The following is a 13,230-nucleotide window of genomic DNA, read 5'->3' on the forward strand; positions in this document are numbered from 1 at the left end:
GGACATCAATGATGCCCCCTACACCTGTGAGTCATAGTTATATATAATTTAAAATGCATATTCTCACTATAAATTTTTCTTTATAGCCAATTAAATTTAAAACAAACTTACCTTTACCCACAGACAAAATTGAAAAAACCTAATTTGTAAAATAAACTTATTTTAACCTACAAATGAAATCAGAAAATTTAAATTTTTTATATGAAAAAATTACACAACAACTACCTTGATTAAGGATGATTATTTTATTAAAATGAAATAAGGAAGTGATAATAATGGATAAGAAAAATAATCAAAATTCTATAGAAGAAAATAAATTATTCTATTTAAACTCAAACCGAAGACAGATTGAAAAGGCTATAAAAGAAGTTAAAGAGGGAAAGTAGTAAATAAAACTATTGAAGAATTAGAAAATTTAGATAATCCCAATTCATAATATAAGCCTTATCCACATACATTTTACTATTTGAAAGAGGTGTTAAAATGTATGTGAAAAGGAGCTTTTCAATATTACTCAGCGTGTTGATGATATTGTTTTCTTTGCCAATAGGTGCAAAGGCACTTACTGCCGAAGATATTTCGGCACCATCTGCAATATTGGTTGAGGGTGACAACTTTAATATTCTTTACGAGAAAAATAGTCACGAAAAAAGGTCAGTAGCCTCTATTACAAAAGTAATGACCGTTTTGCTTGTTATGGAGGATATTGAAAGTGGAAAAATCAGCCTGAAAGATACTGTAACTGCAAGTAAACACGCATCCTCAATGGGCGGTTCGGATATTTGGCTTGAAGAGGGAGAACAATTGTCCCTTGACGATATGCTAAAGGCAACATTAGTTGCTTCGGCTAATGATGCAGCAGTTGCTTTGGCAGAATATACCGAAGGCAGCGAAGATGCCTTTGTGAAGCGAATGAACACCAGAGCAAAGGAACTTGGTATGAAAGATACTGTTTTTAAGAACTGCAACGGTCTTGATGAGAAAGGTCATTATTCAAGTGCATATGATGTGGCTTTAATGTCAGCAGAACTTATAAAACATACTAAAGTTTTTGATTATACTTCTATATGGCTTGATTTCTTGCGAGATGGCAAAACTCAAATTGTTAATACTAATAAACTTTTAAAGTCTTATAACGGCATTACAGGACTAAAAACAGGCACAACATCAGAGGCAGGGAGTTGTATTTCTGCAACAGCCAGAAGAGATGGAATGAACTTAATTGCAGTGTCCTTAGGTTGTGACAGTACCAATGAAAGATTCAAAAGTGCATCAACAATGCTTGACTATGGTTTCAATAATTTCGGAATAAAAGTACCTGAAAAAGTAAAGATTGATAAAATCAAAGTAAATAAAGGAATGAAAGAAGAACTTTCACTGGTTGCAAATGAACCTAAGTCAATTTTAATTTCAAAAGGCAACAATGATAAAATAGATACAAAAGTAAACATTCCTGACTCAATAGATGCACCGGTAAAGCAAGACCGGGTGATTGGTGAAATTGAATATAATTTAAACGGAAAGTTAGTGGAAAAGGTAAAAGTTAAGGCAAAAGAAGATATAGAAGAATGTTCTTTTGCTAATTCTTTCCGATACTTGTGGGCTTTTTTAGTGTCTTTATAAAAAATTAAATTTTATTTAGTGAAAGTGTTACTTTTCTGTTGCAAAAACATACAAAATATAGTATAATAGTGCCAATCCATAAAATAATGTGTGTATAATTCTTTTATGGAATGATAAGGAGGCACAAAAAGAAATGGCTACTAAGTTAAGTGACAAATATTTAAAGGGATTTGTAAGTGAACATGAATATGAAGCAATGGCACCACAGGTGAAACTTGCTCATAATGCACTTCATACAGGTGATTGCCTAGGCAATGACTTTATCGGTTGGTTAACACTTCCAACAGATTACGATAAGGAAGAATTTGCTCGTATTAAGGCAGCTGCTGAAAAAGTTAAGAAGAATACTGATGTATTTATCGTTATCGGTATTGGTGGTTCTTACCTTGGTGCAAGAGCAGCTATTGAATTTTTAAAATCCCCTAACTATAATCTACTATGCAAAGATACTCCACAAATTTTCTTTACAGGTAACTCAATCAGCAGTAATGCTCTTTCTGAACTTGTAGAAATCTGTGAGGGTAAAGATGTTTCTATTAATATGATTTCAAAGTCAGGTACAACAACAGAACCTGCTATCGCTTTCAGAGTTCTTCGTGAAATGCTAGAGAAGAAGTACGGCAAGGAAGGTGCTAAGGAAAGAATCTTCTGTACTACTGATAAGGCAAAGGGTACTCTAAAGGAACTTGCTACTAAGGAAGGCTACGAAACATTCGTAGTACCTGATGATGTAGGTGGTAGATTCTCAGTTCTAACAGCTGTTGGTCTACTTCCAATTGCAGTTGCAGGTTGTGACATTGATGCTCTTATGGCAGGTGCTAGAAAGGCTCAGAACGACTTTGATAATGATGACCTATTTACAAATGACTGTTATAAGTATGCTGCTCTTCGTAACATTCTTTACAGAAAGGGTTACCAGACAGAACTACTTGTTGCTTATGAACCTGCATTTACAATGATGAACGAATGGTTCAAGCAGTTGTTTGGTGAAAGTGAAGGTAAGGACAACAAGGGTATCTTCCCAGCATCTGTTGTATTCTCAACAGACCTACACTCAATGGGTCAGTACATTCAGGAAGGCAGAAGAACTTTATTTGAAACTGTTGTACAGTTTAATAAGGTTGCAAGAGAAATTACTCTTGATACAGACCCAGAAAATGTTGATGGTCTAAACTTCCTATCAGGCAAGACTATGGACTTTGTAAACAAGAAGGCTTTCCAGGGTACAGTTCTTGCTCATAATGACGGTGGCGTTCCTAATATGGTTCTTGATGTTGAAGAAATGACAGAAACAGAACTAGGCTATCTAATCTACTTCTTCGAAAAGGCTTGTGCAATCAGTGGTTACTTACTAGGTGTTAACCCATTCAACCAGCCTGGTGTAGAATCATACAAGAAGAATATGTTTGCTCTACTAGGCAAACCTGGTTATGAAGATCAGAAAGCTGAACTAGAAGCAAGACTTAACTAAAAAATATTAAAATTTATCCTAAAAGGAGGACGACTAAATGGTAACTTTACTAACAGGTAAGAAAGGTTCAGGCAAAACTAAGAAATTAATCCAACTTGCTAACGAAGCTGTTGCTTCATCAAGTGGCAATGTTGTTGTAGTTGAGAAAGGTCAAAAGCTTACATATGATGTAACTCATAAGGCTAGACTTGTTGACACTGACCATTACGAAATTCAGGGCTATGATGCACTATTCGGTTTCCTAAGTGGTATCTGTGCAGGTAACTATGATGTTACAGACATTTTTGTTGATAGCACATTCAAGATTTGCCCAGAAGGTATTGACGGTTTAGAAGCATTCATCAAGAAGGCATCAGACCTAGCTGACGCATCAGAAACAAAGATTACTTTCCTAATTTCTGCTGCTGAAGAAGACCTACCGGTAGGTATTAACGCAGTTTGCGAAAAGGTTTAATTTTATATTAGTTTTCAAAATTAAATTAAAAACTCTTAAAAGGGCTGTTACTTAACAGTCCTTTTTTGACGGTTTAACCTTTAAAGTTACCATATTAATTGTCCGATTTTTCTTAATGAATATAATATAATTATTAATAAATTATTGTACTTAATTCTACCAAAGAAAATTACAAAAAATTCAGAAAAAATCTAATAAAATGGCTTTTTTCTATTGACAAAATGCTATTTGATGAGTATAATATTAGTCGTGTTTATTGGGAGAAGGTGTATTTATGATATTAAACCTTAAAGAAGTTTTCCTACAGGAAGGCAGTAAGAAGGCTTTTGAGTATTCCTTTTCAATGTCAGACATAGACATTAGTGGTGTTTATCCATTCGTTTCACCTATAATGGTAAAGGGTGAGGCTTTAAACCGTGCTGGTCTTGTTGATGTTAATTTTGATGTATCATTTACCTACAACCGTCCTTGTGACAGATGTTTTAAGGATGTTAGTAGAGAATTAAATTACCAGTTTAATCATCGTCTTGTGGTTTCACTTCAGGGTGATGACAATGATGACTACATTGAAGTTCCGGATTACACTCTTGATGTTGATAATTGTGTTCAGACAGATATTATTCTTAACTTACCTGTTAAGTTCCTGTGTAAAGAGGACTGCAAGGGTATTTGCCCTAAGTGTGGTAAGGACTTGAATGATGGAGAATGTGATTGTCAGGCAGAAGAAATTGACCCTCGTTTAGAGGTACTAAAGGAATTATTGAAATAACATATATTACAGGAGGAAATAAAAATGGCAGTACCAAAGAGAAAACATTCACACGCAAGAAAAATGAAGAGAAGATCCAATGTTTGGAAGTTAAACACTCCTGCACTTGCAGTTTGTCCAACATGTGGCGAATACAAAGCTCCACATAAGGTTTGCAAGAACTGTGGTCAGTACAATGGCAGACAGGTTATTGCAGTAGAAGCTGAATAATTTTAATTTATAAAAAACAGACGGATTTTATATCCGTCTTTTTTTATGTCAAATATTTCTTATATTATCTTTTATTTTGCCGTAAAATAGGGTATAATAAGAGTGTGTTTAGCTTAAAATATAATGGGCTATTATGTTTAGTATTTGAGATAAATTATTTTATTGCTAAAAAGTTAAAAGAATTGAAAAATTAAAAATTTTGATTTATAGATAGGAGGGGTTTTATGTCCACACCAATCGTAGCTATTGTAGGCAGACCGAATGTTGGTAAATCAACATTGTTTAATAAACTTATAGGTGAGCGTCTTTCTATTGTAGATGATACTCCCGGTGTTACTCGTGATAGAATTTATGGTGAATGTGAGTGGAATAATCGCAAAATCCGTATTATTGATACAGGTGGTATTGAACCATATTCCGATGATGTTATCCTAAAACAAATGAGACGACAAGCAGAACTTGCTATTGATACTGCTGATGTTACTGTTCTTGTAACTGATGTTTGTGACGGTGTTGTTGCAACTGATGAAGAAGTTGCTCAAATGCTACAAAAGAGTGGTAAGCCGGTTGTGCTTTGTGTAAATAAATGTGACCAAATCGGTGAACCACCGGCACAGTTTTATGAATTTTATAACCTAGGTTTAGGTGAGCCAATTCAGGTTTCTTCTGTTCATGGTACAGGTACAGGTGACTTGCTTGAAGAAGTTTGTAAATTCTTACCACCTGAAGATGAAACTGAACTTGATGAAGATGTAATTTCTGTTGCAGTTATCGGTAAACCTAATGTTGGTAAGTCATCACTTATTAACTATATTACAGGTGAGAACCGTTGTATTGTTTCCGATATTGCCGGTACAACAAGAGATTCTATTGATACTATTGTTGAAAACGAATATGGTAAATTCAATTTTATTGATACTGCCGGTATGCGTAGAAAAGCCAGAGTTTATGACAACATTGAAAAGTACAGTATTATCAGAGCCAGAATGGCTATTGACAGATGTGATGTTTGTGTAATTATGATTGATGCTGAAGTTGGCTATACTGAACAGGACAGTAAGGTTGCCGGTATGGCACTTGAAGCCGGTAAAGGTTGCATTATTGCAGTTAATAAGTGGGATGCTATTGATAAAGATACTCACACAATGGGTGACTTTAGAAAGACTCTTGACAGAGAATTTGCATTTATGAGCTATACACCGTATATTTTCATTTCTGCAAAAACAGGTCAGAGAGTTAACAACCTATTTGAACTTATCACAACTGTTGCAAACAATAACGCAATGCGTATCCGTACAGGTATGCTAAATGATTTATTAAATGTTGCAACTACAAGAGTTCAGCCACCTACAGATAAGGGTAAAAGACTTAAAATTTATTATTGTACTCAGGCATCAACTAAGCCTCCTACATTTGTATTCTTCTGTAATAATAAGGAGCTTTTCCACTTCTCATATCAAAGATATTTGGAAAACCGTATTCGTGAGTCATTTGGACTAGAGGGTACTCCAATTCGTATTATTGTTAGAGAGAGAGGAGAAAAGTACTAATGTATTTGATAATTGCTTTATCTTGCATTATTCCGGCAATATTAGCTTATTTGCTTGGTTCAATTAACACAGCCATCATTGTTACTAAGATTGTAACAAAAGGTGGCAATATTAAAGAAATGGGTAGTGGCAATGCCGGTTTTACCAATGTACTTCGTTGTGTTGGTAAAGTTCCGGCTATCATCACCATTGTGTGTGACTTCTTAAAGGCAGTTGTGGCAGTACTTTTATCCAATGTATTTATTTGGGTAGGTGTTGCAGTATTTACTTCAATTTTCTACAGTAATGATGCACAGGTGTTCTTGGCTACTAACCAAAACTTACTTGTAGAAGGTACTTCAATATGTAACTATGTTGCAGGTTTCTGTTGTATCCTTGGTCATATGTTTCCAATTTATTTCCACTTTAAAGGTGGTAAGGGTGTTGTTGCTGCAATTGGTATGATTTTTGTATTGGACTGGAGAACATTCCTAATTATCCTAGGTATCTTCCTAATAATCTTCCTATGTAGCAAGATTATTTCCTTGGGTTCACTGATTTGTGCAGGACTTTACGGACCAATTACTTTCTTAGTTACATATTTCTTTGAATATAGAAATCAGACTACACAAATTCTATCTCTAACCTATGTATTCATAGTTTCTGCCATTGCGTTGCTAACAGGTGTTGTAGTTATAATCAAGCACCACGAGAATATCGGTAGACTGATTCGTGGGGAAGAGAAAAAAATAAAAGCAAAAAAGTAAGGAGTATTTGTTATGAGTGATTGTATTTTTTGTAAAATTGCCTCAGGTGAAATTCCATCAACAAAGGTTTATGAAGACGACCAGATTCTTTGTTTCAAGGACCTAAATCCTATGGCTCCCGTTCATGTTTTATTTATTCCAAAGGAACATATCTGTTGTGCTGATGAAATTACAAGTGAAAATTCTTCAGTAGTTGCTCACATTTTTGAAGTTATTCCTAAGGTTGCAAAGGAACTTGGTCTTGAAAATGGCTACAGAGTAGTAACTAACTGCAAAGAAGAAGCAGGTCAGACAGTTTTCCACTTACACTTCCATCTACTTGGTGGTAAGAAACTTAACACAGAAATGGCTTAAGGAGTAAATTATGAAATCATATAAAATGACTATTGCCGGTTGTGAGAGAGAACTTCCACTTTGTAAAGTTGATGATAACTTAACTATCGCAGCATTTATTATGTTTGGTGACACAGAAATTACTGTTAAGTCAGCAACAGAACTACTAAAGAAAGTCAGTGACTTTGATGTTATCTTGACTGCTGAGGCAAAGGGTATTCCTTTAGCTTATGAAATATCAAGACAAAGCAACAAGCCTTATGTTGTTGCAAGAAAGTCGGTTAAACTTTATATGAACAACATTGTGTCCGTTAATGTAAAGTCTATCACAACACAAAAAGTACAAAAGCTATATCTTGACGGTGCAAAGGCTAATATGCTTAAGGGTAAGAATGTTCTTATTGTTGATGATGTTATCAGCACAGGTGAAAGTCTAGAAGCACTAAAGGCTCTTTGTAAGTCTGCCGGTGGTCATACTGCTTGTTGTGCATCAGTTCTTGCTGAGGGTGATGCTGCTGAAAGAGATGACATTGTATTCCTAGAGAAACTACCATTATTTACATAATATGAGGTAAAACTATGAAGCGAATGGGTGCATTACTTGGGATAACTTCTTTAGTAGTGCTTTCATTCGCTTATTTTGTTGGTGTAAAATTTTCACTAATTCTTTCTGCAATTGCTTTTGTATTGTTTGTACTTTCTTTCATAGTGAAGAAATATAGAAAGAATTACTATATAAAGTTGGTTTTAGGTGCTGTAGTTTTTTCAGCATTGTTTTTTGCTATTTTCACAAATTTCTATTATAAGCCAATTGTATATAATAATTCTGATGAAGAAACAACAGTATCAGGAATTGTAATTGACTCACCATATGAAAATTTTGGTCAGTATTATTATCCTGTAAAAACTACTACCATTGGAAATGATGAAAAATCAGTAAAAATTACCCTAATTTCAAAAGGTGATTTAAGGGCTGATTTGGACGACACAATTGATTTTGTGGGTACTTTAAAGATTAATTCAACTGACTATTATAAAACGAAAGGTTATTATTTAAGGTCAAAAATTACTGATAGTAAAAATTGTGCAGTAACTAAGGCAACATCTCATTCTATAAAATATTTTCCTTATAAATTAAGGAAAATGTTAGTAACTGTAATCAATTCTTATATGGATAGTGACAACGGTGGAATTTGTAGTGCAATAGGCTTTGGTGAAAGAAATTACCTTACAGATAATGTGAAAAGTGACTTTAAAAAGGCAGGTATGTCACATTTGTTGGTGGTATCCGGTATGCATATGAGTGTTGTATCTATGATATTTCTATTCATATTCAGAAAGCTATTTAAGAAAAAGTTTATCTACTGCCCCATAACAATACTTTTAGTTTTGTTTTATATGGTACTTACGGGACTTTCCTTTTCTGTAATCAGAAGTAGTATAATGGTTATTCTTATGCTACTTGGAATGATGATTAGCAGACAGTCTGATTCCTTAAATAGCCTTGGTATTTCAGCATTTGTAATTTTACTATTCAATCCTTACTCTGCCGGTGATGTTGGGTTATTACTTTCTTTTGGCTCAACAATGGGAATTATACTTTTCTCAAGACCTATAAGAAATTTTTTAGTAGAGAAGTTAAAATTCCACAAAAGAATTTTAATTCATATATTAGACTTAATAGCAATAACTTTATCAGCTTGTACATTCTCTACACCTATATTAATATTATTCTTTAAAAGAATTTCACTTGTGCAGATACTTTCAAATTTATTGATTTCACCTGTATTTGAATTTTTGCTGATTGTTGTTATGATAGGTGGAGTTTTAGGGCTAACGGGTATTGCAGTGTTATATTCACCTTTCCTATTTGTAGCTGATAAATTAGCAACCTATATTAGATGGGTGGCAAGTACAACATCTAAATTACCATTTAGTTATATTAGTACAAACAAAGTTTTTGTATATGTTTTTCTTGGAATGTGTTTTACAATGATTTGTTTAGTAGTTTTTTTAAAGAATTATAAAAGAATTGTGCCTATGGCAACCTTAGTTATGATTTTTGTATTGGTGGTAGGTTCGGTTTCCGATTATATAGTTAGCTACAATACACCTAGAATTAATGTATATGATACTGGTGACGGTATAACACTTAGTATTCATTGCAAAAATAAATCAGCAATCCTAAGTAGTGGTGGTTCTGTTACCTATGACCCTATAACAAGTTTAGGGGATAGTAGCAATAGTTATGACTTTTTCAGTATTACAGATAATAGTAGTAAACGATCAATTTTCAGTAGTGATGTTTTAAATGAATTTGACTTAAAGAAAGTTTTACTATATCATAGGATAGATAAAGGAAATTATGAAAATACATATAGCTATGAAAGTATTTCAGAATTTAAGAAAGATACAACTGTAAATTTAGGTGAGATAAAGATAACTTATATTGTAAGAAATGATAATGTTTTTATTTACACTAAAGTTAATGATAAGTCAATTTTGATTTTGCCATCAAGTGGTGATTGTAAAGACTTAGATAAACAATATCGTAACCCTAATATTACAGTTACAGATAAATCTTACATAAGTAATAGCAATTTGATAAATACAAATCTTCTTATTTTGTGTTGTACAGAAGACAGTTATAAAAATGCAATGAAAAATATCGCAATAAATTCAAATGAACTTTATACAACTTTTAATGGTGACTTTTCTTCAAAGATAGAGGTGTGGTAAATGATACTAAATGAATCGGAATTTAAAAGACAAATTAAGAAAAAAGAATTTAGCAATGTTTATGTAATCTATGGTGAAGAAAAGTTCTTGGTAAAGGTATATACAAAGCAGTTAGTAAAAGCAATTATGGGGGAAGAACCACCTGAATTTAACTTCCATAATTTTGACAATAACAGTGAACTAAATGATATTGCAGTAGCCTGTGATGTTATGCCTTTTATGAGTGAATACAACTGTGTTGTGGTTACTGATTTAAATATTGATTCACTTATTAAGTCTGATATGGAAAAGCTAAAGACTATTATCAAGAATCTTTCACCGTCAACAAAGCTGATTTTTACTTTTCCTACACTATCAACAGGTGGTATGGAAGGCAGAAAAGATACAAGAAAAGCTCAGTTTAAGTCTATTGTTAAGTTGGTTGATAAAAACGGTGTTGTGGTTGAGTATCCTAAGTATGATTCTCATGCAACATCAAAAAAATTAGTCAGAGCAGCATCAAAGAGAGGATGCCCATTAACTCTAGCTAATGCAGGTAAAATTGTTGATTATGTTGGTACAGATTTAAATGCATTACAAAATGAAATTGATAAACTATGTGCCTATGCTGACGGTAAAGAAATTACCATTGATATGATAAACGATTTGGTTCATATTAACCTAGAAACTAAGGTTTATTATATTTCAAACTATATTATCAAAAATGATTTGCAAAGAGCATATAAAGAACTTGATATTCTCTTTTATCAAAAGACAGAGCCTATTGTTGTTGTTGCAAATATTGCAAATGCATATATGGATTTGTATAGAGCAAGAGTAGCCGGTGAAAGTGGAATACCAATTACTGTTGTAGCAAATGAATTTAACTATGGCAAAAGAAGTTTTGTGCTGACTAATTCAGCTAGAGACGGTAGGTATATCTCAACACCGGCAATCAGAAAAAGTATTGATGAAATTATTAATACAGACTTAAAGTTAAAAAGTACATCAGCTAACGGTAGAATATTGGTGGAAAAATTAATTGCAAAACTTTCTTTAATAGCAAAGGAGATTAGCTATGCTAAGAATTAAAGAGGCAGTTGTTGTAGAGGGTAAGTATGACAAAATAAAGCTAAAAGGTATTATTGATGCACCTATTATTGAAACAAACGGTTTTAGAGTTTTTAAGGATAAAGAAAAGCAAAATTTAATCAGACAACTGGCAAATAAAAGAGGACTGCTGATAATTACAGACAGTGACTCAGCAGGTTTTGTAATTAGAAATTTCTTAAAAGGAATTGTAAAGGACAGTACAATTAAACAGTGCTATATTCCTCAGCTAAAGGGTAAGGAAAAGAGAAAAGAAAAACCATCAAAAGAGGGATACCTAGGTGTTGAGGGTATTAGTGATGAAGAAATTATAAACGCAATCAAAAGGTCAAATGCCACTATTGAAGGGGAAAATGTTAAGAAAACAGAAGAAATTACAAAAAATGATTTCTTTGAACTTGGCTTAACAGGTAGAGATAACTCAAAGTCAAATAGGGAAAAGGTGCTAAAGTATCTTAACCTACCTACATACCTAACAACTAATGCAATGATTTCTGCTTTGAATGTACTTGTTACAAAAGATGAGATAAAAGAAATCTTAGAGAAAAATTAATATGATAAATAAAATCACCACTTTAACTAATACTAAAAGTGGTGATTTTTTATGAGTATAAAATGGGATATGGTGGTGTTTCTGATTGGTGGAGTTACCTATGCAATGATTGAAATAATGTGGAGAGGTAACACCCATTGGACAATGGTACTACTTGGTGGATTGTGTTTCTTAACCTTATATAAACTTTTTGGATATATGAGTAATTATTCTTTAATAGAAAAATGTGCCTTAGGTGCAATTGTAATAACTGCATTAGAATTTATAGTTGGTTGTATTGTTAACTTAACTTTTCATATGAATGTGTGGAATTACAGCAGAATGCCACTTAATCTGTCAGGTCAGGTTTGTATTCTTTATAGCACATTGTGGGGGTTTCTCTGTATTCCAATTAACTTTATTGCAAATAAAATCAGAAAAGTTGCAGAGTCCTGAATTTCTTTATATATGTATAAATGTATTTTATTTTAAAATAATAAAAATCCACAAAAGAGAAATGCTGAGGCATAATGCCTCAGCATTCCATAGGAAGTAGGTATATGAATAAAAACTAAAACTTGTACTTTATTTTGTGACAGTATAATTAGCACCAAAGTTGTCGTCAACATAAGTTGTGCCATTTACTGTGTATTCAATTCTGTACTGTAGTGAATTATCGTTAACAGGAACAGAATAGTACCATACCTCTATTGCGTTTTCTACATATGGGTTAGATGTACATTCAAAAGAAGCATTTACGTTTTTTGTTGTTTTCCAGTTGTCAGTAGAGTAAACTACCTTTACGTCTTTTTCATAGCCAAGATTTTTTAGCTGAACTGCACCTGTAAAATTATTGTCTATATCTATAAAAGAATAGTAGTTTTTAACTCCACCACAACCAAAATCATAGAAAGATGGTGAGTGATAACCGGAATATACTTTGTAGTTATTACCGTTGTTGTTGTCCCAATATGTGTTTCCATTTACTTCATACTTAATAGCAAACTGAACAGTTACAGGTAAGTCACCACCCGGTCTTGAAATACCCGGTGTTGCAAATGACCAAGCCTCATAGTTACCGTGAGTAGGCTTGTAGTACTGTGCTGAACAGTCATACCAGTCAATACCGTTATATGAGTAATGAACAGTAACATTCTTTTCATAAGCAATGTTCTCAACCTCAATGTAACCTGATGCACCAATACCATCTACTCCGTTAGGTGTTGCATAAATCAGTTTTACCGGTGTTGTTGATGTAGCCCCAGCAGATGGAATAGCAGAGAAAATAGAGAACAACATTACTAAAACAACTGCAAAAGGGATTAGCCTTTTTTTAGTCATAATTGACTCCTTTCTAAACCAATTATAAAATAGTACTATTATTTCATTCAAGAAAATACAATTGGTTAATCAAATGAAAATGTTAAATATTTACCTAAACGTCTAGGTTGATTGTATTATATACCAATTTATAACATATGTCAACATATAAATTATTAAATTTACAAATTTTCTTTGTTAAATTATATTTTGTATTTGCTATTCTGCCTTAAATTATTTTATTATTGTTGTGATTATTGATTTATTATTATAAATTTTTATTATGGGAAAGATAGTTCTATAAATTAGGGTTTTTCAATTTTGATTGTGGTTAAAGGCAAATTTGTAGTGAGAATATATACCATAAAATCATATGAAACTATGACTCACAGGT

At 32.9% G+C, this 13,230-nt stretch carries 14 protein-coding genes; 13 read left to right on the top strand and 1 reads right to left on the bottom strand.

Annotated features, from left to right (window positions below; translation table 11 throughout):
* The first annotated feature begins 483 nt into the window (after window positions 1-483).
* From WMO18_RS09245 to WMO18_RS09305, 13 genes are all read left to right on the top strand, one after another.
* Entirely contained in the window at window positions 484-1,623 is a 1,140-nt protein-coding gene (locus WMO18_RS09245; RefSeq protein WP_211148252.1) for a D-alanyl-D-alanine carboxypeptidase family protein, read from the top strand.
* 133 nt (window positions 1,624-1,756) lie between these two features.
* Window positions 1,757-3,094 (top strand): glucose-6-phosphate isomerase, encoded by a 1,338-nt coding sequence (locus tag WMO18_RS09250; protein WP_022505570.1) that lies wholly within the window; start codon window positions 1,757-1,759, stop codon window positions 3,092-3,094.
* A 37-nt stretch (window positions 3,095-3,131) separates the two neighbouring features.
* On the top strand, window positions 3,132-3,548 hold the full coding sequence (locus WMO18_RS09255) for a hypothetical protein (protein ID WP_211148253.1): 417 nt from the start codon (window positions 3,132-3,134) through the stop codon (window positions 3,546-3,548).
* 274 nt (window positions 3,549-3,822) lie between these two features.
* Entirely contained in the window at window positions 3,823-4,317 is a 495-nt protein-coding gene (locus WMO18_RS09260; protein ID WP_022505568.1) for a YceD family protein, read from the top strand.
* Between the two features lie 24 nt (window positions 4,318-4,341).
* Window positions 4,342-4,527, top strand: coding sequence for a 50S ribosomal protein L32 (gene rpmF, locus WMO18_RS09265; RefSeq protein ID WP_022505567.1), 186 nt, complete (start codon window positions 4,342-4,344; stop codon window positions 4,525-4,527).
* 224 nt (window positions 4,528-4,751) lie between these two features.
* A complete protein-coding gene (gene der, locus WMO18_RS09270) occupies window positions 4,752-6,077 on the top strand; it encodes a ribosome biogenesis GTPase Der (protein WP_211148254.1) in 1,326 nt (441 codons plus the stop codon).
* Complete coding sequence (gene plsY, locus WMO18_RS09275) at window positions 6,077-6,823, top strand: glycerol-3-phosphate 1-O-acyltransferase PlsY (protein WP_022505565.1); 747 nt, start codon at window positions 6,077-6,079, stop codon at window positions 6,821-6,823. The genes der and plsY overlap by 1 nt, the downstream gene beginning before the upstream one ends.
* 12 nt (window positions 6,824-6,835) lie before the next feature.
* A complete protein-coding gene (locus WMO18_RS09280) occupies window positions 6,836-7,177 on the top strand; it encodes a histidine triad nucleotide-binding protein (protein WP_022505564.1) in 342 nt (113 codons plus the stop codon).
* 10 nt (window positions 7,178-7,187) lie between these two features.
* Window positions 7,188-7,721: a phosphoribosyltransferase family protein gene (locus WMO18_RS09285; RefSeq protein ID WP_211148255.1), complete on the top strand. Its 534-nt coding sequence runs from the start codon at window positions 7,188-7,190 to the stop codon at window positions 7,719-7,721.
* A gap of 14 nt (window positions 7,722-7,735) precedes the next feature.
* Window positions 7,736-9,895, top strand: coding sequence for a ComEC/Rec2 family competence protein (locus tag WMO18_RS09290; RefSeq protein ID WP_367286557.1), 2,160 nt, complete (start codon window positions 7,736-7,738; stop codon window positions 9,893-9,895).
* Window positions 9,896-10,966: a DNA polymerase III subunit delta gene (holA, locus tag WMO18_RS09295; protein WP_211148544.1), complete on the top strand. Its 1,071-nt coding sequence runs from the start codon at window positions 9,896-9,898 to the stop codon at window positions 10,964-10,966.
* Window positions 10,953-11,537 carry a ribonuclease M5 gene (locus WMO18_RS09300; protein ID WP_211148543.1) on the top strand — a complete coding sequence of 195 codons (585 nt, stop codon included), beginning with the start codon at window positions 10,953-10,955 and terminating at the stop codon, window positions 11,535-11,537. The genes holA and WMO18_RS09300 overlap by 14 nt, the downstream gene beginning before the upstream one ends.
* A gap of 51 nt (window positions 11,538-11,588) precedes the next feature.
* A complete protein-coding gene (locus tag WMO18_RS09305) occupies window positions 11,589-11,972 on the top strand; it encodes a putative ABC transporter permease (RefSeq protein WP_211148542.1) in 384 nt (127 codons plus the stop codon).
* A 129-nt stretch (window positions 11,973-12,101) separates the two neighbouring features.
* Here the strand turns inward: WMO18_RS09305 and WMO18_RS09310 are convergent, their stop codons facing one another.
* Window positions 12,102-12,857, bottom strand: a complete 756-nt coding sequence (locus WMO18_RS09310; protein ID WP_211148541.1) for a carbohydrate-binding protein — start codon at window positions 12,855-12,857, stop codon at window positions 12,102-12,104.
* Window positions 12,858-13,230: the final 373 nt, after the last annotated feature.

The sequence above is a fragment of the Ruminococcoides intestinihominis genome (assembly GCF_040096285.1).
GTDB classification, from domain to species: domain Bacteria; phylum Bacillota; class Clostridia; order Oscillospirales; family Acutalibacteraceae; genus Ruminococcoides; species Ruminococcoides intestinihominis.